We start from the raw sequence: 23,848 nt of genomic DNA, 5'->3' as shown, positions 1-23,848 counted from the left end.
TCTTATGAATGATTAGATTGATTACTCAAGTTTCAAAGGACAAGTTATCTCTCCAGCTATCTAACCATTTTTGAGGTGAGTCTAAGCGCATTAAAATGGACTATAGAGTGTGTATAGTTAAGGGTGAAAGGAGATTACCGATGAACGAGCAACAACGATTAGCAAGTCAACAAGCAAATTCCTCTACGAAAAAAGAAGAGAAAGATTATAGTAAATACTTTGAAAGTGTATATCAACCACCTTCCTTAAAGGATGCGAAAAAGCGTGGGAAAGAAGAAGTTAAAATTGAACGGGATTTTGGCTTACCTGAAGAGTTTCGCAATTTTGGTACAGGAAGAAAGTTCTATATTCGTACATATGGTTGTCAAATGAATGAGCATGATACGGAAGTAATGGCAGGTATTTTCACAGCACTTGGATATGAACCAACTTTTTCAACTGAGGATGCAGATGTAGTTTTATTAAACACTTGTGCAATTCGTGAAAATGCTGAAAATAAGGTGTTTGGTGAGCTAGGCCATTTAAAGTCACTCAAACGAAGAAATCCAGACCTTTTAATTGGTGTATGTGGTTGTATGTCTCAAGAGGAATCTGTTGTAAATAAAATTATGCAAAAAAATCAGCATGTAGATATGGTATTTGGAACGCATAATATTCATAGACTACCGTATATTCTAAAAGATGCGATGTTCTCGAAAGAGACGGTAGTTGAAGTTTGGTCAAAAGAAGGTGACGTAATTGAAAACCTTCCGAAAGTACGTCGTGGTGATATTAAAGCGTGGGTAAATATTATGTATGGCTGTGATAAATTCTGTACGTATTGTATTGTACCGTATACACGCGGAAAAGAGCGAAGTAGACGTCCAGAAGATATTATCCAAGAGATTCGTCATTTAGCTGCAAATGGTTATAAAGAAATTACTTTACTTGGACAAAACGTAAATGCATATGGTAAAGACTTTGAAGATATAGAATACGGTCTTGGCGATTTAATGGACGAACTTCGTAAAGTTGATATTGCCCGTATTCGTTTTACAACGAGCCATCCACGTGATTTCGATGATCACTTAATTGAAGTGCTTGGAAAAGGTGGCAACCTAGTAGAACATATCCATTTACCAGTTCAATCTGGAAGTACAGATATGCTGAAAATTATGGCACGTAAATATTCGCGTGAGCATTATTTAGAACTTGTAAGAAAAATTAAAGAAGCAATTCCAGATGTAGTATTAACAACAGATATTATCGTTGGTTTTCCAAATGAAACAGATGAGCAATTTGAAGAAACGATGTCGTTATATCGTGAAGTAGGGTTTGATACTGCCTTTACATTCATTTATTCTCCTCGCGAAGGTACACCAGCTGCAAAAATGAAAGATAATGTACCGATGGAAGTAAAGAAAGAACGTCTTCAGCGCTTAAATACACTAGTAAATACGTTGGCAATTGAAAAGAATAGTCGTTACAAAGGTCAAATTGTAGAAGTGTTAGTTGATGGGGAAAGTAAAAATAATCCGGAAGTACTTGCAGGTTATACTCGTACGAATAAACTTGTAAACTTCGTCGCTTCAAAATCTTTAATTGGTCAGCTTGTGAAAGTGAAAATAACGGAAGCAAAAACTTGGTCTCTTAACGGGGAATTAGTTGAAGAGCCGATTGAGGTGAAATAATAGATGAAAGTATATTCGAAAGATGACATTGTTGAACAAGCGAAAGAATTAGCAAAAATGATTTCTGAAACAGAAGAAGTTGATTTTTTTAAGAAAGCAGAGGCGCAAATTCATAAAAATGAAAATGTAAAGCGCGCAATCGATGAAATTAAAGCACTGCAAAAACAAGCAGTAAACTTGCAACATTACGGGAAATGGGAAGCTTTAAAAAAGGTAGAAGCTGAAATTGATGCATTGCAAGATAAGTTAGACAGTATTCCAGTCGTACAACAATTTAAATCTTCACAAACATACGTAAATGACTTATTACAGTTAGTTGCTAGTACAATTTCTAACAACGTAACAGATGAAATATTAATTTCAACTGGTGGCGATGTACTAAAGGGTGAAACTGGCGCAGCGGTAGAAAGTAAAAAAGGAAATTGTGGTTGTTAAAGAGATGTCATATTGACATCTCTTTTTTTTTTGTGGATTAAACGTAAGTTCTTCTCAAAAAAAGAATGACACATTCCGCTATTGTCACGCATATGATTAAGTGAATAGTGATTGAGGAGGGTTACGAATGTCCGAATTTAGAGAGATTATTACAAAAGCAGTGGTTGGAAAAGGACGTAAGTATACAAAGTCAACGCATACATGTGAATCGAATAATGAGCCAACAAGTATTTTAGGGTGCTGGGTAATTAACCACTCGTACGAAGCAAGAAAGAATGGAAAACATGTGGAAATTGAAGGTTTCTATGATGTGAACACTTGGTATTCATTTGATGGAAATACAAAGACTGAAGTTGTAACAGAACGTGTGAACTACACGGACGAAGTAAGTATTGGTTATCGTGATAAAAACTTTTCTGGTGACGATTTAGAAATTATTGCTCGTGTTATTCAGCCGCCAAATTGTTTAGAAGCACTTGTATCACCAAATGGTAATAAAATTGTTGTAACTGTAGAACGTGAATTTGTAACAGAAGTAGTTGGAGAAACGAAAATTTGTGTAAGTGTAAATCCTGAAGGCTGCGTAGAATCAGATGATGATTTCCAAATTGCTGATGATGAATTTGAAGAATTAGATCCGAACTTTATAGTTGATGCAGAAGAAGAGTAATAGAAAGCTAGGGAGAAGTTCTTCCTAGCTTTTTACTTTACATAAGTGGGGCTGAATGAACATGATTCTTTATGAAATATGTTATAATGAAGAAAGACTCCTGAAATAGGAGATAAGAGTGTCCGTGAAATGCGACATATATGAAAATAGATTATCATGTAAGAATTATGGAGGAAAAGTATGACTCAATATACGCCTATGATACAGCAATATTTAAAGGTTAAGGCAGATTATCAAGATGCCTTTTTATTTTTTCGCTTAGGCGATTTTTATGAAATGTTCTTTGAGGATGCTGTAAAAGCAGCTCATGAACTTGAAATTACATTAACGAGCCGAGATGGCGGTAGTAGTGAACGTATACCAATGTGCGGTGTACCGTATCATGCGGCTAAAAACTATATTGAACAACTTGTTGAAAAAGGATATAAAGTAGCTGTTTGTGAGCAAGTAGAAGATCCGAAAACAGCTAAAGGTGTAGTACGTCGTGAAGTAGTACAATTAATTACGCCAGGAACGATGATGGAAGGGCGTACAATTGATGAGAAAGAAAATAACTTCTTAGCCGCATTAACACATTTTGAAGATGGATCATATGCATTAGCTTGTAACGACTTAACGACTGGACAAAATACAGTAACGTTATTGACTGGTTCAGTAGAAGATATTTTATTAGAAGTGTATGCAACTGGTTCGAAAGAAATTGTTGTTGATTCTTCATTTTCTAAAGATGAACTAAACAAGTTAACTGAAACATTGAAAATGACGATTTCGTATGAAGATGCAACGGCAATTCCGGAAGGATTAGAACATCTTGTGAAAAATGTTTCACAAGCAAAATTAATTAAAGCAGTTGGACGTTTATTTAACTATGTAATAAGAACGCAAAAACGTTCTTTAGATCATTTGCAACCAGTAGAAATTTATTATACGAATCAATTTATGAAAATTGATGTACATTCAAAGCGAAATTTAGAACTGACAGAAACACTTCGAACGAAAGAAAAAACAGGATCACTATTATGGTTATTGGACAAGACGAAAACAGCTATGGGTGGTCGTATGTTAAAACAGTGGATGGAACGTCCACTTATACAGAAAGAAAGAATTGAAGAGCGTTTAGAAATGGTTGAAACGTTTGTAAATGATTACTTCTTACGTGAAGATTTAAAGGAAAAGTTAAAAGAAGTATATGATTTAGAACGCTTAGCAGGAAAAGTTGCATTTGGTAACGTAAATGCAAGAGACTTATTACAATTAAGACGTTCATTGCTTCAAGTACCAGCTATTTTAGAAGCAATTAGTTTGTTAGATAACGCTTATGCATCGAGATTAATTCAAGGTGCAGATCCATGTGAAAGCTTAACAGAATTACTAGGAAGAAGTATTCAAGAAAACCCACCGCTTTCGATTAAAGATGGAGATATTATTAAAGATGGTTATAATGACAAGCTTGATCAATATCGTTACGTTAGTAAAAACGGGAAAACGTGGATTGCTGAGCTTGAAAAAAGAGAACGTGATATTACCGGAATTAAATCATTAAAAATCGGATACAACCGTATTTTCGGTTACTACATTGAAGTAACGAAAGCGAATCTTGCAGCACTTCCAGAAGGTCGCTATGAGCGTAAACAGACGCTTGCTAATGCTGAACGTTTCATTACAGATGAACTAAAAGAAAAAGAAACGTTAATCTTAGAAGCTGAAGAAAAAATTGTACAGCTAGAATACGATTTATTTACAGCACTTCGTGAAGAAGTAAAAGTATTTATTCCGAAATTACAACATTTAGCGAAAGTAATTAGTGAATTAGACGTACTGCAAAGTTTTGCAACAGTTAGTGAAGAAGAACAGTTTGTAAAACCTGTACTGACAACGAAGCGCGAAATCTTTATTAAAGATGGTCGTCATCCTGTTGTTGAAAAAGTATTGAACGGGAAATTGTATGTACCGAATGATTGTATTATGCCAGAGAATATGGATGTCTTTTTAATTACAGGGCCGAACATGTCTGGTAAAAGTACGTATATGAGACAATTAGCACTTGTAACGGTTATGTCGCAAATCGGTTGTTTCGTACCAGCAACAGAAGCAGTATTACCTGTATTTGACCAAATCTTTACGAGAATTGGTGCAGCGGATGATTTAATTTCAGGTCAAAGTACATTTATGGTCGAAATGTTAGAAGCGAAAAATGCAATTGCAAACGCATCAGAAAGAAGTTTAATTTTATTCGATGAAATTGGACGCGGTACATCTACGTATGATGGTATGGCACTTGCACAAGCGATTATTGAACATATTCATGACCAAATTGGTGCAAAAACGTTATTCTCTACGCATTATCACGAATTGACGGTGTTAGAAGAGAGTTTAAATCAACTGAAAAATGTACACGTTTCAGCAATTGAAGAGAATGGAAAAGTAGTATTCCTTCATAAAATTCAAGATGGAGCAGCTGATAAAAGTTACGGAATTCACGTTGCGCAACTTGCGGAGCTTCCAGATAGCCTAATCGCTCGTGCGAAAGAAGTGTTAGCACAGCTAGAAGGACAGGAAGAAATTATTATTCCAAAGCGAGTAGAAGTGAAAGTACAAGAAGCTACTCCAGAACCTGTAGTTGTAAAAGAAGAAATAGCAGAAATACAGGAAACGAAAGTAGAGACTGAAGAAGAATCGCAACTATCTTTCTTTGGAGGAGAACAGTCTTCGAAGAAACAAGAAAAGCCTCTGCTAGATCAAAAAGAAACAGCAGTACTGGCGCAAATTAAAAAAATCGATTTACTTGATATGACACCTTTAGAAGCGATGAACGAATTGTATCGCTTACAGAAAAAGTTAAAGAAAGGATGAGTAAGTAGATGGGGAAAATTCGCAAACTCGATGACCAACTCTCTAACTTAATTGCGGCAGGGGAAGTAGTAGAGCGCCCTGCTTCAGTCGTAAAAGAACTTGTGGAAAATTCTATCGATGCGAATAGTACATCTATTGAAATCCACTTAGAAGAAGCTGGGTTATCGAAAATTCGTATCATTGATAATGGTGATGGTATTGCAGAAGAAGACTGTATCGTCGCTTTTGAACGCCATGCAACGAGTAAAATTAAAGATGAAAACGATCTGTTCCGCATAAGAACACTCGGTTTCCGCGGTGAGGCATTGCCAAGTATTGCCTCAGTTAGTGAATTAGAATTAATTACTAGCACAGGTGATGCGCCTGGTACACACCTTATTATTAAAGGTGGAGACATTATAAAGCAAGAGAAGACTGCGAGCCGAAAAGGAACAGATATTACAGTACAAAACTTATTCTTTAATACACCAGCACGTCTTAAATATATGAAAACCATTCATACAGAGCTCGGAAATATTACAGATATCGTGTATCGTATTGCAATGTCACATCCAGAAGTATCGTTAAAACTATTTCATAATGAAAAGAAATTGCTTCATACGTCAGGTAACGGTGATGTAAGACAAGTACTTGCATCGATTTACAGTATTCAAGTTGCGAAGAAGCTTGTTCCAATTGAAGCTGAATCTTTAGACTTTACAATTAAAGGTTATGTAACATTACCAGAAGTAACGAGAGCATCTCGTAATTATATGTCAACGATTGTAAATGGTCGTTACGTTCGAAACTTTGTATTAATGAAAGCAATTCAGCAAGGATACCATACATTACTGCCAGTTGGCCGGTATCCAATTGGTTTCTTATCGATTGAAATGGATCCAATGCTAGTTGACGTTAACGTACATCCAGCGAAATTAGAAGTTCGTTTTAGTAAAGAACAAGAATTGCTAAAGCTGATCGAAGAAACATTGCAAGCTGCATTTAAAAAAATACAGCTTATTCCAGATGCAGGTGTAACAACGAAGAAAAAAGAAAAAGACGAAAGTGTGCAAGAACAGTTCCAGTTTGAGCATGCGAAGCCGAAAGAACCATCTATGCCGGACATCGTTTTACCGACTGGCATGGATGCAAAACAAGAAGAACCGCAGGCTGTGAAACAGCCTGCGCAGCTTTGGCAACCACCGAAGCAAGAATGGCAACCACCACAGTCGCTCGTGAGAGAAGAACAAAGTTGGCAACCATCCACTAAACCGATAATCGAAGAGCCAATTCAAGAAGAGAAATCGTGGGACAGTAATGAAGAGGACTTTGAACTAGAGGAATTAGAAGAAGAAGTTCGGGAAATAAAAGAGATTGAGATGAACGGGAATGACTTACCACCGCTTTATCCAATTGGACAAATGCATGGAACATATATTTTCGCTCAAAATGATAAAGGATTATATATGATTGACCAGCATGCCGCGCAGGAACGTATTAATTATGAATACTTCCGTGATAAAGTAGGAAGAGTAGCGCAAGAAGTACAAGAGTTACTTGTACCGTACCGTATTGATCTATCTCTTACTGAATTTTTACGTGTCGAAGAGCAGTTAGAAGAACTAAAAAAAGTCGGGCTATTTTTAGAACAATTCGGCCATCAATCCTTTATCGTCCGCTCGCATCCAACATGGTTCCCGAAAGGACAAGAAACAGAAATCATCGATGAAATGATGGAGCAAGTTGTTAAACTAAAAAAAGTTGATATTAAAAAGTTACGTGAAGAAGCAGCCATCATGATGAGCTGTAAAGCATCCATTAAAGCGAATCAATATTTAACGAACGATCAAATATTTGCTTTACTGGAAGAACTACGTACAACAACAAACCCGTACACATGCCCGCACGGAAGACCAATTCTTGTGCATCATTCTACTTATGAGTTGGAGAAGATGTTTAAGAGGGTTATGTAGAGTGAATAGATTACATATGAAAAGGGAGCAACATTTACTGTTGCTCCCTTTTCATATGTAGATTTAATTGTAAACGAGAATATGGTGGAGTAATTTTGTAGTGTATTTCTTGGTTGCGTTAACTTAAATTTATCTATGTATAAAAAAGCGCTGTATACAGCACTTTTTAAAAGGTGCATGAATTGTATCATTACTAACTAAATAACTATGCATGGCCAAATGTTGCTTCTTATTTAGCCAATTGTCATAAGGATCTATACAATTACTTATTTTTATTATTATTAATTTTTTCAGTGTATAGAACTTGCTCTTTATAGTGCTTCTTAATTGGGAAGTTATGTGTACCTGTGCCGTTCTTGAATTTTTTGTCAATGGGGTTCTTTAGAGGAACTGTTGTAGTTTCAGTAAATTCATATGGGTAATTTATTTTAGATTTATCTTCAAACATGAAAATGCCTCCTTTTAGGATCTCCTAAATTCTTTACTATAACATGATATGCATATAGATATTTTTTGGACTAGTTATTTATATAGGTTAATGGAATTTAATTACATAACTACTGAAACATTTTAAAGGAAAACAATTTGAGAAAGAAATGGTATGAATAGATGTTGGCTCCTATTGTTGTTTTTTGTTTGACAGCACAGTGAATTGCGCATATAAATTCATTATAGATTGTTTTTATAATATGGTTTATATGGGGTTTTCCTGATAATATAATGTGGAATATTATAGTGTTATTAGGTTATTAGGAACATTTAATGCTGTTTCATAACTGAAAGGGAATTGAAAAAAAACTGAAACTTTTCTCATAAAAATTCAATCTAACTTGAAAAATGAAAGGAAAATGAAATTTTCCAAAAGATATTCTTTGTTAAGATAAAAAGCATACATACAAAAAGCATTGACATATCTTAAAAATGTATTTTCAAGATATAGTGGGGGAAAAGATGAGATTAGAAAAACAATTAATAAAAAAGGTGTATTATGAAACATTCCTAATGGAGAATGAAACAAAGTCAATTCTTGACGTACTTGGACAAGCTTATGTAAACGAAGAACGAAATGAGATTTCTGATGGGTCTTATATTCGTTTTGCACAAGGTGAATTTTATTATCGTCATCAAGATTTTGAAGCAGCTATTTTTAAATGGGAGAAGGTTAGTAATGAATTAGCACCATGGGCACAAAAAAATATTGCGGATGCTTATTTCGAACTTAATCAATTACCATATGCTGAAAATATTTATACTTCCATTACTACTGATAATAAAATATTGATGACCGAAATTAGATTACAACTACTTTCTCTTTACATTGAGCAAAATAATTTTGATTCAGCTTTCGGTGTTATTAAAGAAGCAGTTTCTTTAAATCCTGATTATCCGAACGTCACAAAAATTGCCCGTTCCTTTTATGAGGAACAGCAAGATTTTGATAGTGCAGTAGAGCTTGCTGTGAATGAGTTAATTCGAATAGAGTCGTATCCGTGGTTTGAGGTGTTAAAAGGATATATCGATAAAGGGTTTACTAAACATATTTCACCAGACTATTTTTATGATGCATTAGCTACATTAAATAATGTAGATCAAGTACAATTTACACAAATGGTTTCATCACTTTGGAACAGTTATAAAGATGAACCAAATTATTTATTATGGCTTAATACAATAAATGAATTTTTCTTACATATTGAAATACATTCGTCCGATATATGGAACAAAGTTTCTGCTCTTTACGAAGAAACGTACTTTACATTAATTCAAGGTCAATATACGCTTAGACAATTAGACGATATCATACCAAATCTGTTAGCAAACTGGTTAAAGGTAGTCAATCCATCTTATGCTGTATTTCCATCTGCAGCTGTATTGGCATGGGATGAGATTTTCCCTTCCAAAATAGATTCAGCAAATATAGAACATGCGGAAAACTTACTGTCACATTCTATTAATCATGTAAATGGCTTAGAGTACAGCTTACACCTTTTTGAATCTATTACACAGTGGGCACAAAAGCAGAATATAGAAATAGGTCACCGATTTAAATGGTTAGTTGACGAGCTCGCAGATTTAAGAACAAATCGTATTTTAGTAACGGGAACTTCAGGGAACGGAAAAACTACATTTATTAACTCTATATTAGGAGAAAATATATTAGAAAAATCAATTTCAAATGTAGTAGTTTTAAAAAATGATGCTCATATAGAAATAAACGCTATAACAGACTCAGCAATTACAACAACGGAAGATATCACTGATTACCATAATATGATGTCTCAGCACCATCAAACATATAGAGATAGAGCGTGTGTTGAATTTAAATTACCATGCAAATTTTTAAATGAAAATAAACTTACATTTGTAGTGACACCTGGCTTTAATAGAAATAACGACACTAGAGATGAGATATTCGAATATTTAAATTCTGTAGACGAATTACTGTTCGTATTGAATGCGGATTCACCTTTTACTGATAAAGAACGTGACATTCTATTAAGTATTCAAGAACATACGCCAAATTTACAAATTCATTTCTTATTAAATAAAATCGATAACATTTACAGTGAAGCAGAAGTGAAAAGGGTATTACATGATACGGCAACGAGAATAAATACATATTTCCCGTATGCGAGAATTTCCCCTTATTCCTCGTTATATACAAGTAGTCAACAATTAAATGGTTTAATCGAGTTTATTCATTTTAACTTTAATCATAAAAATATCGATGCAGAACGTACTGAAAAGTTATTATTTTTCATTCGAAAAACAATTACATATCTTTTGGAGAAACGTGTTGAGAAAGAAAATAACCTGGTGGATGCTATTAATTGGAATGAAGATATGCTAGTGAAACTAAACGGTAGCATTAATAACCTTACTGCATTTGAAAGGGAAAAAATTCATTTCATTACACAATCATATCGTTCAATGAAGACTGAAATTACAAATGATCTTACCGAAAATATTCCGAAGATATTAAAGAGCTGTTCTAATTTAATTAGTGAAGAAAGTGATTTCGGGCACATGGATACGGAACTAAATAAAGCAATGAATGAAAGAGTGCATAAATATTTAGAACAAACTGTATTACCTAATCTTGCTCTTTCTATGCAAAATTGGATTGCAACTTCTAATAATGAGCTTCTTCAAAGTCAAACGTATTTAGAAGAACTTAGTGAAGGGCTTAATTCACTATTTGGAGAAAATAAAATACAGTTAGAATGTGACTTTAAAGTGCTTGATGACTGGCGCAGAGATACTGACAGGATGACGACTAGAATACAAATGGATGAAGTAAATATTTTACGTCGATTTACGCCAGCACAATTTTTACTAAAAAGTGCCGGTAAATTATTTGGAGTTCTTCCTAAAAATAAATCTATGCTATATAACAAATATAAACAGTATGTAGAAAATGAAGATTATACTGAAGTAACGGCTTCTATTATGAAGAAATTTTTCTTGCAATTTGAGCTGTTTGAAAACACACAAGAGAGGGATATTCATATATTCTTTAGGAATCCATTTAACTCCTTAAAGCAAGCTGTAGAAAATACGCAATTAGAAATACAAGAAAAACAAGAGATGTTACATAAAATGAAATCAAATCCTGAAGTTTATCATGATTCTATCATGCTCTTTGAATTGAGATTGCGTCAATGTGAAGTAATTTTAAATATAGGTGATGATAATACCTATACAGATGTAGCTTTAGAAACAAGTGTAGAATAAAAGTAAAAGGGAGCAACTGTAATAAGTTGCTCCTTTTTCATATAGATTATTTTTCTGTTTCTTTAATTTTAGTTTGTACTTCGCCAGTTTTAATTTTATTGCTTTCTGAGAAACGTAATAAATCGCCTTCAATAATTTTGTCAGACATTCGTAATTCATTTTGTGCACGTTTAATGAGGGCTTGAGCTTCTTTTTTTGGTAAATCTACAATTTCACCTGTTATACGGTCGTAGAAAGTGTTGTTTTTGTATGCATACTTATCTGTAACGAAGCTACCATCACGTAAAACAACAAAGCCAGTATATTCATCTGAAAACATATCATGGCCAAAACGGATATCATTCGTAGAATCAACACCTAATAAATTTAGAATCGTAGGTTTCATATCGATTTGTCCCGTAGGCTTTGAAATAGTTTGACCTTCTGTTTGTCCAGGAATATGAATATATAAAGGTGTACGTTGTAAATTTAAAGTATCAAATTCTGTTATTTGATCTTTTTCTAAAAACTGTGCCATTGCACGATTATGTTTTTCGGAAATTCCATAATGATCACCGTATAACACAATAATAGAATTATCGTAAAGCCCCTCGGCCTTTAGACGTTCAATAAATTTTTTAATGGATTCGTCTAAGTAACGTGCTGTTACGATGTAACGATCAAATACGCCATTACCAGAGTTGTATGGTTCAATGAATTTTGTATCTTCATCATACGTAAATGGATAATGGTTTGTTAAAGTAAGGAAACGAGCATAGAATGGTTGATTAACAGTTTTTAATATATCTACTGATTGATCAAAGTATTCGATATCTTTTAATCCCCAATTTAAATTTGTTTCTGGTGTGATTTTGTAATCAAGTTCATTATAGTAACGGTCATAACCAAGAGCGGAGTACATAATATTACGATTCCAAAATGTTGCGTTATTCGCATGAAATACAGAAGTGAAATAACCTTGTTGACGTAAAATTTCTGGAGTTGCAGTATAATCATTGTTACCGTGTGTGAAGAATACAGCTCCTCGATTTAATGGATACAACGACGTATCGATTAGAAATTCTGAATCGGATGTTTTCCCTTGACCAGTTTGATGGAAAAAGTTATCAAAGTAATAACTTTCATTTATGAATTCATTTAGGAATGGTGTAACTTCTTGCCCGTTCACTGATGCGCCTATTAAGAAGGTCTGCAAGGATTCAAGAGTGACGACAATTACGTTTTTTCCTTTCGCTGCACCAAACATATTAGGGTTTGGCTCGCTTTGATTTGCTTTTACGTAGTTTTCAGTTTCTTGTAATTTACTACTATCAGCAAGTGCTTTTTGTGACCCAGCTTTTACTTGCAGTGTTAAGTCATATACTTGGTGAGTATATAAGCCTAAATTTTTGACAAGCATGACTCGGTCGAATGATCTTGTTAATAATTCAGGGCGCTCTTTTTCTGCAAGATGTAGATTCGCAAAGAATACACCAATCGTTAAAAGAAAGTATAACAAGCGCGTAGAATGAGTTACACGTTCTGTTTTAAAGACCAATGATTTCTTTTTTAATAAAATAAAGAAGAAAACAATGTCTACGAATGCGAGTATAATTTTGTAGTTTAATATTTCTATAATACTGCCGCCTAATTGGCCAAAGTTTGAGGTTTGTCCAAGTACTGGTAATGTAACGAAATCACTATAAAAATCATAGAACATTACATTTCCAACAAGCACGATTGTTAATAAGAAATTAATACAGAGCGCTATATAATTTCGCTTTTCACCAGTTGCAAATAATGCTAATCCAACAAATGCTAATGATGCGGCTAGAGGGCTAATAAACAAAATGAGCTCTTGCGTTGAAGACTCGATTTTTAAATCAAAACTGAATCGCGTAATAAGATATGTTTTTAACCATACTGCTAAAGCCATTATTATAACAAAACTTATATTTTGCATTTGTAAATTTATTTTGTTCTTCATTTTTACACCTTCTTTATATAATTTATTTAACTAAAGTTATATATTATGTTTTTATAACTATTAGACTGTAATGAACCATTTAGACTTTGTTTTCTAAAGGGAATAATTTGAAGTATTCATATATATACAATGGGGATTTTTAAAGCGTAGTAGCATAAATATAACTCTTTTTTGAGAAACAGGCAGAAAAAGTCATAGTTGTAGTGAAATTGACTTATAGACATCCTACCATATTAAACACTATGATGATGTTACAAAATATCGAACAAATAAAAGTGAAAATGGATAGAGACTTTTAAAACTGTTGACATTCAATTTATTAGAATTGAATGTCAATCGTTTTAAATATACAGTTATATTACATATGTATTTTGTAAAATCCCGATTTTTTGTCGGTTAATCATTAGCAGGGAAGGATAGGGGTCTTATTAATATACTTTTACTATATATAAGTAAAGTGTTTTGAAATTGAAAATATTTGACTGATATTTTAATGATAGAAATTAAATGTCAGATAAGTACTTTCCAACATACAGACCACTTGCAGCTGCTTGAGATAATGAATGCGTAACGCCTGAACAATCTCCAATTAAAAATAGCCCATGTATACTAGTTTCAAAATGATTATTAATTTTTATCGTAGGAGCATAGAACTTTCCATCAATTCCATATAGTAAAGTATGTTGATCGATAGGCTCCTGTATAAATTGTTCTAAGCGTAATAAAAATTCTTTGAGCCCTTCAATATATAATTGAGGAATTTCTTGATTCAAATCTCCATAATCCCCCTGTAGTGTAGGCTGTATACGATTATGCTCCATGCTGTTTTCCACCGTAGGTTGTTTCTTTAGTAAGTCCTCTAAGCGCTGTATAACAATCCGATCTCGTCCTTGGTTAATGCCTTCAATAATTGAACTTGCGTATGCATTTGCTTCTTTGAGAGTTGGAAAATAGCGAGGAATAAATAAAGTGAAATTTAAGTTAGAAGTGCCAGTTCCTTGTTCCCGAAAATTTTGACCGTCAGGCATAACTAAACCTTCTTCGTACTTTCGAATGATGCGGCCTTGTGGATTCATACAGTAAGTAGTTGCTGTGAAATGCTCACCTTGATAAGAAAGTTTTGTTTCAAAAGTATCTTTTAATATAGAACGTAATTGATGTTCTTTCATTTCTACTCTAATTCCTAAATCTACACGTGTTTGCTCCTGAGAAATATTTAGGGAACTGCATATTTCTTTTAACCAATCGGCCCCAGAGCGCCCAGTTGCAAATACAAGTTGCTTAGTTTGAACTGTTCCTTGATTTGTCTCTATTGTAAAATGATCTTCCTGTTTCAGAATATGTTGTACATCTATATGAAATTGGATCTTTATTTTCGTCAGTAAAAATTCATAGAGCTGCTGAAAAATGTTACTGGAAAGTGTAGTACCAAGATGTCTTACTTCTGTTGTTAGCATTTGTAAACCACACGCTTCAGCTCTCTTAGTGAGACTTGAATTTTCAGTAGAATATTTTGAAACCGAACTTCCACCAAACTGACATAGAATTTCATCTACTTCAGCCATGAGTTGTATAAAACCCTCTTTACCGACTTTTTTCTCAAGTTCTCCGCCAAATCCGTTTGTATAATTAAATTTCCCTTCAGATTTTCCTAAACCACCAAACCCGAAATATTTATCACATGTAGTACAATTACACACTTTTCCTTCGTCTAAAGGACAATGGCGATCTTCTAGCGCTTTACCTTTATCAAGAATTAAAACTTTTTTGTTACTTTTAGCTAGTGAATAAGCCATAAAAATGCTACTTACTCCAGCGCCGATAATTGTAACATCATACATATTCTTCCACCTGCTAACGAATAGTTTGTTTTTTATTTTTCTAGTGTATAACAATTTTATGAAGTTAAGAAATAGCTTTTATTAATAAAGTGGGAGTTTTTGAACTTGATGCTTTATTAATTTCTACGAGTGGCGGAGTAAATACAAAAATTTTTATTTGAAAGAAGAAATAGTTTAAAAAATAACTATGTCATATGATTAATAACATCTTACATAGAAAAAAAACAGACCTTTTAAGTGAAGAGGTCTGTTAATGATTTTAAATCTTATTTAGCAAACACATGATTACCAATTACTGCTACTGTCTGACGTGTCGTAATCCACTTGTCTGTTGATGTTTTTGGATTGTAGAAATAAAGCCAGTCAGAATGTACTCCATTTGTGGAGATAGCCTCTTCTACAGCCATTTTTGCTTCTGCGCTTGCAGGCTGATTAATTCTTCCATCTGTAACAGGAGTAAATGCATATCCGTATTTAATAGGTTCATAAATAACGCCTGTTATTGTATTTGGAAAACCTTTTGCATTTACACGATTTAGTATAACTTTCGCTACTGCTACTTTTCCTTTATAGGATTCGCCACCTGCTTCAGCGGTAACTAAGCGTGCCATTAAGTCTTTTTCTTTTTGTGAAATACTTGAGTTGATTTTTAAATGTTGTCCTGTATAAAGCTTGTTTCCGACTGTATTGTTAATTTGTTTTATAGATTGGACAGTGACATTGTAACGCCTTGCTATCGTTTCTAATGAATCTCCCGGTTGTACTTGATAAATAATTTGTCCAGAAATGTTCGCAGGCTTGGCGTTTTGAGGAACAGTGATTTCATTTGATTTCACGGACCCTGGAATATGTAACTGTTCGCCAATAAAGGTTTGATCGTTTCCTTTATTATTAGCCTGTTTAATGGATTGTATTGAAACTCCGTATTGTTTACTAATGCCCCAAAGTGTATCGTTCTTTTTTACTGTATGAATGGTAGAAGCTTCAGCTGTGCTTTGACTACATACGAATGTAATTGCAGCTGCAGATAAAGGGATTATATGTTTTAGTTTTAGTAATTTCATTGTAAATCCTCCTAAGAAAAAATTAAGGTGAAACTATTAAGTAATGTAGTTTGAAATGTATATATGCGTAATATATTAATGTAAGTATATTAGCACATATAAAATAAATAATCACTATAAGTTTCATATTCGTGTAGTGTAGAGTCCGAATATGAAATATTGCATATGAAAATACATTGAAGTTCATATTTCTGATTACTATAATCTATTTAGTAGAAAGGGAATACGTTATAGAAACGAAATCATTATAGATTAATATAATGATTAATTATTAATAGGAGGATTAATGCAATGGAAATATTTCAAAAAATGTGTGCGTCAACTGTAATCATTACAACACTTTTAGGAACAGGGGGTACTATCAATAGTGTACATGCTGATTCTATAGAACAGCAGATTAAATCAGGGATAGAACAAGAAACAGATAAGCAAATCATTGTAAAATTTAAAGCGGATTTGGATTTGCCATATGAAGATGGTATTGAAAAACAAATACAATCTCAAACGAATGATAAAGTAATAAAAGATCTTTTGACAGAATATCCAGATGTAACATTTACTCGTTTATTCACATCTGTAAGCCCGGAACAAATACAAAACCTTGAAGTGAAAGCACCTAATCATGTATCTACAAGTTTATTAAACTACTATATTCTTCAAAATCAAAATAGTGGGTATGAAGAAGAAATAGTAGATAAGTTAAAGGCATCTTCTTTAATAGAAGATGCGTATATGAAGAAACAAGAGAAAATAATGCCACCTGAAGTGCAATCATCAAGTGTAGCTCTTAATCCTAGTAACAATCCTAGATTTAAAAAACAAGGTTATCTTGAAGCGGCCCCATACGGTATTAATGCGCCTTTCGCCTGGGGAATTCAAGGCGGTAATGGAAATGGTATCACTTTTGTTGATATGGAATACGGATGGTTATTAAATCATGAGGATTTATTACATCAAAAAATTGAGTTAATGTCTGGAAGAAATATAGATCAGCATGTCGGTCATGGGACGTCTGTACTAGGAATTGTATCCTCTGAGGACAATGAAGTTGGGAATATTGGGATTGCGCCAAAAGCGAAAGCAAAGGTTATCTCTCAAATAAGAGATAATGGACAGTATAATACGGCTGATGCAATATTAAGCGCTGTAAATCAGTTAGAAGCTGGGGATGTTTTATTGTTAGAGGCACAAGCATCTTTCGATGGATATGGTGATAAATATTTACCTGTTGAAGTACAACCAGATATCTTTGATGCAATTCGTGCTGGTACAGATAAAGGGATTGTAATTATAGAGGCCGGAGCAAATGGGTGGAATGATTTAGACCAGTTCAAAGATAGAAAAGGTAAGCAAGTCTTAAATCGTAATAGTAAAGATTTTAAAGATTCGGGTGCAATTATGGTAGGAGCTGGCTCTTCATCTTTCCCTCATGAACGTATGTGGTTTTCGAATTATGGAAGCCGTATTGATGTGTACGGATGGGGAGAAAATGTAGATACAACTACAGCCGAGCAAAGTAGAAGTGCTGTAAATCTTTATACTTCAAGCTTTAGCGGAACATCTAGTGCTTCGCCAATTATTGCTGGGGCAGCGACTTTAGTACAAAGCATTGCTAAAGAAAATTTAGGACAACCATATAGACCAAGTGAACTAAGAGCAATATTAAGTAACCAGAGCACAGGAACAAAATCTAAAGATCCATATGCAGATAAAATTGGTGTTTTACCAGATTTGAAGTCTATACTAGCAAACTTAGGCTATGAACAAAGAAAACCAAACGGTGGGAATGAATTACAAGTAACAGAAAATGAACCAAATAATGAGCCTAGACAGGCAAATAAAGTTAACTTTCATACACCGGTGAAAGGAACGCTACATAATAGTGATAGAGTAGATGTATTTACTTTCCAAATTGATTCGCCGGAAAATATTAATATTTCTCTACTAAATGAACAAAATATTGGAATGACATGGGTACTTCATCATGAATCAGATTTAAATAACTATGTAGCATATGGTGAAAATGAAGGCAATGTAGTTAAAGGAACTTATAATGCAAAGCCAGGTAAATATTATTTATACGTCTATAAATATGAGAATAAAAATGGTTCATACGTATTGAACATAAAATAATTTAGTATATGTGAATGATTTTTTAACTTTACTTCTATGCAATATTTCATATTGATGAAATGTTATTTATTTTTTCTGAGCTAGCTTATATTATATTCAATAAGTTTGATATAAAAACAGAAAGAGAGAGGGATAATAATGAGCAATAAGAAGTTAATTTTGAAATTATTCATATGTAGTACAATATTTATCACATTTGTATTTGCTTTACATGATAAGAGAGTAGTTGCAGCTAGCTCTGTTAATGAGCTTGAAAATTTGTCAAAATGGATGCAACCTATACCTGATAATATCCCGTTAGCACGAATTTCAATTCCAGGAACACACGATAGTGGGACGTTCAAGTTGCAAAATCCGATTAAGCAAGTATGGGGAATGACGCAAGAATATGATTTTCGCTATCAAATGGACCATGGAGCTCGCATTTTTGATATAAGAGGACGTTTAACAGATGATAATACGATAGTTCTTCATCATGGGCCATTATATCTTTACGTAACACTGCATGAATTCATAAATGAAGCGAAACAATTTTTAAAAGATAACCCGAGTGAAACAATTATTATGTCTTTAAAAAAAGAGTATGAGGATATGAAAGGGGCAGAAGATTCATTTAGTAGCACGTTTGAAAAAAAATATTTTGTTGATCCTATTTTTTTAAAAACAGAAGGAAATATAAAGCTTGGAGATGCTCGTGGGAAAATTGTACTACTAAAAAGATATAGTGGTAGTAATGAACCTGGAGGATATAATAATTTTTATTGGCCAGATAATGAGACGTTTACCACAACTGTAAACCAAAATGCAAATGTAACAGTACAAGATAAATATAAAGTGAGCTATGATGAGAAAGTAAAATCTATTAAAGATACGATGGATGAAACGATGAACAATAGCGAGGATTTAAATCATCTATATATTAATTTTACAAGCTTGTCTTCTGGTGGTACAGCATGGAATAGTCCATATTACTATGCCTCTTATATAAATCCTGAAATTGCAAACTATATAAAACAAAAGAATCCTTTGAGAGTGGGCTGGGTAATTCAAGACTACATAAATGAAAAGTGGTCACCATTATTGTATCAAGAAGTTATAAGAGCGAATAAGTCATTAATAAAAGAATAAAGATGATGAGAGTAAGAAGCGATAAAATATATCGCTTCTTTTTCTTTTCCAATAACCAACAATATAAATTGTACTTTTATAATAGAAAAAAATAAAAACATAAGATATAATCATACATATAAAATTTGTACCTATAAATTTTATATGTATGATTGAATTTGATTTGTTGTAATGAAATGGAGGTATATACTATGAAGTTTCCACATGATTTTTTATTCGGAGCTGCTTCAGCTTCTTATCAAGTAGAAGGTGCATGGAATGAAGATGGAAAAGGTGTTACGAATTGGGACGAGTTTTCAAAAATTCCTGGCAAAACATACAATGGAACAAATGGTGATGTAGCTGTTGATCATTATCATCGATATAAGGAAGATGTTCGCTTAATGGCTGAGATGGGATTAGAATCGTATCGTTTTTCTATTTCTTGGGCGAGAATATTGCCGACTGGAGATGGAAAGGTAAATGAAAAAGGGATTGAATTTTATAACAACTTAATTGATGAATGTTTAAAATACGGGATTGTGCCGTTTGTCACTTTATATCATTGGGATTTACCATTACCGTTAGAAAAAGATGGTGGATGGACGAATAAAAGAACAGCAGAGGCTTTCGTAAAATATGCAGAAACTTGTTTTAAGGCATTTGGTGACAGAGTTAAGCATTGGATTACTTTTAATGAGACCGTAATGTTTTGTGGATTAGGTTATTTAAAAGGTGCACATCCACCAGGAATACAAAATGATGTTCCAAAGTATTTTCAAGCTACTCATTATGTATTTTATGCACACGCGAAAACAGTTGCGGTGTACAAGCAGCTGAAACAATATGGTGAAATTGGGATTACACATGTTTTCTTACCAGCTTATAGTGTGGATGATCAAAAAGAAAATATACAAGCAGCAAATCATGCGAATGAATATGAAACGTATTGGTATTATGATCCAATTTTAAAAGGCGAGTATCCGTCTTATGTTGTACAACAATTAAAGGAAAAAGGATGGACTCCTAATTGGACGGTTGAAGAATTAGAAATCATTAAACAAAATGCAGAAGAAAATGATTTTATTGGCTTGAATTATTATCAACCAATACGAGTAGAAAGATACGATATGGATATAAAGAGTGAGGAACATTCTCGAGAAAACTCAACGCTTGCTCCAGGTAACTCTTCTTTTGATGGTTTTTATCGAACAGTTAAAATGGATGATAAAACATATACAAAATGGGGATGGGAAATATCTCCCGAAGGTTTCTTAGAGGGATTGCATATGTTGAAAGCGCGTTACGGTGACATAAAGATGTATGTAACGGAAAATGGACTTGGTGATGAAGATCCGATCATTGACGGAGAAATTGTAGATGTTCCGAGAATTAAATTTATTGAAGCGCATTTAAAAGTAATGAAGCGTGCAATTGAAGAGGGAATTAACTTAAAAGGTTATTATGCATGGTCAGTGATTGATCTTTTAAGTTGGTTAAATGGATATAAAAAGCAATATGGCTTTATTTTTGTCGATCATAATGATAACTTAAAACGTAAGAAGAAACTTTCGTTTCATTGGTATAAACGTGTGATCGAAACGAGAGGGGAAGAGTTATAACAGATAAAAGAGTATTTTAGGAGAAAGTGTATGAGTGCAAAGTATAAACAAATTGCAGATGTGTTAGAGCAAAACATTCGAGATGGGCTTTTTAATGAAACGAAAAAACTACCTACAGAAGAAGCGTTGATGAATCGATTTGAAGTAAGCCGTAATACGATACGTAAAGTAATTAGTCAGCTTGTGAATAGAGGTTATATTTTTCAAGTGCAAGGTAGTGGCATGTTTTTACGCGAAACTTCTGTAACAGATTACATTAATTTAGGAAGTTTACGTGGATTAACGAAAAATCTTGTTTCACAAAATATTGAAACGAAAGTGTTAGAGCTTGAAGTAATAGATGCGGACGAAGAGATAGCAAAGCAGATGCAATGCGAAGCTGGAACTAGGTTGTATTTTTTGAAGCGCTTAAGAATTGTAGATGCTAAACCATTCTCTATTGAAGTAAGTTATTTCAAAAAGGATATTATTCCATATTTGAACGAAGAAATAGCATTAAGCTCTGTATACAGTTATTTCATTGAAGATTTACGATTAAATATTGGTTTTGCTGATAAAGTTATTAGTTGTGAAAAAGTAAATAAAGAAAATGCACAGCTTTTAGAATTAAATGAAGGTGATCCGGCGCTTCTTATTGAAAATACAGTGTATCTTGTAAATGGAACAATTTTTGAGTTATCTCAGTCGATGTTTCATTATGAAAAGGCGAAACTTTTAAATCGAATTAATTTTAAATGAAAAATTATTGTGTGAAAAAAGCAACTGGTCCTAAGTGATCAGTTGCTTTTTATTTTTTAAGTGGATGAGCAAAAAAACACGAAAGTGGTTGGTCCGCTTTTTGCAAACATCTATTATGATAAGAGAAGAAAGGTAGTATGTTATCAACGTTTTAAAGAGGAAGGTTTTTATGTAAGTTCTTTAATTAAAATAGATGGGTCTTAGAGAGGTGAAAAGACAATGAGTTTTGCAATTTCACTAGTCGTTATTATTGTAATTGTATCGCTATTTGGGACTGTAATAGTTGCAAGAAACGTGGAGGAGAATTACGGTAAGTCTACAAAAAGAAATGTGAAAAACTTATCTGCAATCTATATTCTTCTTCTTTTTGTTCTACTAGTTGGGGTAACATGGTATGCGGTAATGATTTAATAGTTTGTAAAAGAACTGAAATGAGAGTATGAAGTTGGAATTTCAGAAGCTATTGAGTAATCAGAAAGAGAACCATTTTGGATATATCCATTTACGGATAAGAAAATGTGACTAATTAATACTATTTTTACGGTGAATACTGTTAGTAAAAAATGAGGATAGTTCGTTTTGAAAGGAGGGAACTATATGGAATGGAAACCAAATCGTGCAGATAAGACACCTGTATATAAACAAATTGCAGATTATATTGAAAGAGGCATTTCTTCAGGCGAATTTCCTTCTGATAGTAAGTTACCTTCTGAGCGTATGTTAGCAAAGGAATTACAGGTGAACCGGAGTACAATAGTAGCTGCGTATGAAGAATTAAAATCACTTGGAGTAGTAGAACGGCAAAAGGGAAGCGGAACACGGGTCAATACAGACATATGGGGTGTCTCACATAAACGAATACCGAACTGGGGTAGGTACGTGGAGGATGGATCGTTCTTACCTAACGTACCACTCGTTCAACAAATTCGAACGGAAACACAAAAAGATGATTTAATTAATTTAGCAAGTGGTGAACTGTCACCAGAATTAATTCCAAGTGACAGATTTCGAACAATTTTGTCGGAGAAAACATTTATGGAAAATCTCGGCTATGACCATCCACTTGGAAATGAGATGTTGAGAAAAACAATTGCAGCACATGTTCAGCAATATAAACAAATTGAAGCAGATTCAAGCTCTATTCTTATTACATCTGGAGCACAACAGGCACTTAATCTTATCGTTCAATGTTTATTAAAACCTGGCGATGCGATTGCGATTGAAGATCCTTCGTATTGTTTTTCGCTTCCAATGTTTAAATCGGCCGGTTTAAACATATTTCATTTACCTGTTGATGAGCATGGAATGAATCCAGATGACTTAATCGATTTGCACAAAAAGCATCGCATTCGTATGGTATTTTTGAATCCAGATTATCAGAATCCGACGGGTACTGTGCTTTCATTAGCGAGACGTAAAAAAATTTTAGAACTGTCTTCTGAGTTCGGTATACCAATTGTAGAAGATGATCCGTATAGTTTAATCTCTTTTAATGGAGAAGTGAACCCAACATTAAAATCAATGGACCAAAATGGAAATGTTCTTTATATAAGTTCACTATCAAAAATTGTTGCATCAGGATTACGTATTGGATGGGTAATTGGTCCTACACGCGTAATTGAGCGTTTAGCAGATGCAAAGCAACAAGTTGATTTTGGCCATAGTGTATTTACGCAGTGGGTAGCAAATCAATTTTTAGAATCAAAGGATTTCCATACACATATTACGATACTTCGTGGACAATTGAAGCAAAGAAGAGATGAATTAATTGCAGAGCTTGAAGGAACATTGGGAGAACGAGTTGAATGTTTCGTGCCAGAGGGTGGAATACATGTATGGTGTAAAGTAACAGGAAAGTTTGATGAATATCACTTATTAGGTGAATCTATACGGAATGGTGTCGCATTTGTTCCGGGCAGTGTTTTAGGTTCGAAAAATGAATATATACGATTTACGTTTGGTAGAGCGAATATAGAACAAATTCAACTTGGAATTAAACGGTTTGCCGACACGCTAAATGAGATTTCATAATATGGATGTGTGATAGTGAAATGAGGGAAAG

The 23,848-nt window shown here is 33.6% G+C and carries 16 protein-coding genes; 12 read left to right on the top strand and 4 right to left on the bottom strand.

Annotation, left to right across the window (positions count from 1 at the left end; genetic code table 11):
* The first annotated feature begins 140 nt into the window (after positions 1-140).
* From miaB to mutL, 5 genes are all read left to right on the top strand, one after another.
* On the top strand, positions 141-1,670 hold the full coding sequence (gene miaB / locus QO049_RS10650) for a tRNA (N6-isopentenyl adenosine(37)-C2)-methylthiotransferase MiaB (RefSeq protein ID WP_001005388.1): 1,530 nt from the start codon (positions 141-143) through the stop codon (positions 1,668-1,670).
* 3 nt (positions 1,671-1,673) lie between these two features.
* On the top strand, positions 1,674-2,105 hold the full coding sequence (locus tag QO049_RS10645) for a YlbF/YmcA family competence regulator (RefSeq protein WP_000870461.1): 432 nt from the start codon (positions 1,674-1,676) through the stop codon (positions 2,103-2,105).
* Between the two features lie 127 nt (positions 2,106-2,232).
* On the top strand, positions 2,233-2,775 hold the full coding sequence (cotE, locus tag QO049_RS10640; protein WP_001288799.1) for an outer spore coat protein CotE: 543 nt from the start codon (positions 2,233-2,235) through the stop codon (positions 2,773-2,775).
* A gap of 180 nt (positions 2,776-2,955) precedes the next feature.
* Complete coding sequence (gene mutS / locus QO049_RS10635) at positions 2,956-5,628, top strand: DNA mismatch repair protein MutS (protein WP_000196029.1); 2,673 nt, start codon at positions 2,956-2,958, stop codon at positions 5,626-5,628.
* Between the two features lie 8 nt (positions 5,629-5,636).
* Positions 5,637-7,580: a DNA mismatch repair endonuclease MutL gene (gene mutL, locus QO049_RS10630; RefSeq protein WP_000516463.1), complete on the top strand. Its 1,944-nt coding sequence runs from the start codon at positions 5,637-5,639 to the stop codon at positions 7,578-7,580.
* 262 nt (positions 7,581-7,842) lie between these two features.
* Here the strand turns inward: mutL and QO049_RS10625 are convergent, their stop codons facing one another.
* Positions 7,843-8,028, bottom strand: a complete 186-nt coding sequence (locus QO049_RS10625) for a hypothetical protein (protein ID WP_000461138.1) — start codon at positions 8,026-8,028, stop codon at positions 7,843-7,845.
* A gap of 503 nt (positions 8,029-8,531) precedes the next feature.
* Between QO049_RS10625 and QO049_RS10620 the strand changes: the two genes are divergently transcribed.
* Positions 8,532-11,315 carry a dynamin family protein gene (locus QO049_RS10620; protein WP_246960997.1) on the top strand — a complete coding sequence of 928 codons (2,784 nt, stop codon included), beginning with the start codon at positions 8,532-8,534 and terminating at the stop codon, positions 11,313-11,315.
* A 46-nt stretch (positions 11,316-11,361) separates the two neighbouring features.
* Here QO049_RS10620 and QO049_RS10615 read toward each other — a convergent pair whose 3' ends face one another.
* From QO049_RS10615 to QO049_RS10605, 3 genes are all read right to left on the bottom strand, one after another.
* Complete coding sequence (locus QO049_RS10615) at positions 11,362-13,281, bottom strand: LTA synthase family protein (protein ID WP_000791028.1); 1,920 nt, start codon at positions 13,279-13,281, stop codon at positions 11,362-11,364.
* 503 nt (positions 13,282-13,784) lie between these two features.
* Positions 13,785-15,122, bottom strand: coding sequence for an NAD(P)/FAD-dependent oxidoreductase (locus QO049_RS10610; RefSeq protein ID WP_098330807.1), 1,338 nt, complete (start codon positions 15,120-15,122; stop codon positions 13,785-13,787).
* 266 nt (positions 15,123-15,388) lie between these two features.
* The gene (locus QO049_RS10605) at positions 15,389-16,186 is read right to left on the bottom strand and encodes a cell wall hydrolase (RefSeq protein ID WP_000771174.1); all 798 of its coding nucleotides are present in this window, start codon (positions 16,184-16,186) and stop codon (positions 15,389-15,391) included.
* A gap of 291 nt (positions 16,187-16,477) precedes the next feature.
* Between QO049_RS10605 and QO049_RS10600 the strand changes: the two genes are divergently transcribed.
* From QO049_RS10600 to pdxR, 6 genes are all read left to right on the top strand, one after another.
* Positions 16,478-18,319, top strand: a complete 1,842-nt coding sequence (locus QO049_RS10600; RefSeq protein WP_000402321.1) for a S8 family peptidase — start codon at positions 16,478-16,480, stop codon at positions 18,317-18,319.
* A gap of 138 nt (positions 18,320-18,457) precedes the next feature.
* Positions 18,458-19,447, top strand: coding sequence for a phosphatidylinositol diacylglycerol-lyase (gene plcA / locus QO049_RS10595; RefSeq protein ID WP_000066292.1), 990 nt, complete (start codon positions 18,458-18,460; stop codon positions 19,445-19,447).
* Between the two features lie 191 nt (positions 19,448-19,638).
* Positions 19,639-21,048 carry a glycoside hydrolase family 1 protein gene (locus tag QO049_RS10590; RefSeq protein ID WP_000671630.1) on the top strand — a complete coding sequence of 470 codons (1,410 nt, stop codon included), beginning with the start codon at positions 19,639-19,641 and terminating at the stop codon, positions 21,046-21,048.
* A 30-nt stretch (positions 21,049-21,078) separates the two neighbouring features.
* Positions 21,079-21,786: a GntR family transcriptional regulator gene (locus QO049_RS10585; RefSeq protein ID WP_001274909.1), complete on the top strand. Its 708-nt coding sequence runs from the start codon at positions 21,079-21,081 to the stop codon at positions 21,784-21,786.
* Positions 21,787-22,005: 219 nt separating this feature from the next.
* Positions 22,006-22,197: a hypothetical protein gene (locus QO049_RS10580; protein WP_246960994.1), complete on the top strand. Its 192-nt coding sequence runs from the start codon at positions 22,006-22,008 to the stop codon at positions 22,195-22,197.
* Positions 22,198-22,383: 186 nt separating this feature from the next.
* On the top strand, positions 22,384-23,817 hold the full coding sequence (pdxR, locus tag QO049_RS10575; RefSeq protein WP_000454966.1) for a MocR-like pyridoxine biosynthesis transcription factor PdxR: 1,434 nt from the start codon (positions 22,384-22,386) through the stop codon (positions 23,815-23,817).
* Positions 23,818-23,848: the final 31 nt, after the last annotated feature.

Origin of the sequence: Bacillus sp. RB3 (assembly GCF_030164735.1) — a bacterium.
Lineage (GTDB): Bacteria > Bacillota > Bacilli > Bacillales > Bacillaceae_G > Bacillus_A > Bacillus_A cereus.
The sequence above is the reverse complement of the archived record's forward strand: the minus strand, read 5'-3'. Positions and strand labels throughout refer to the sequence as shown.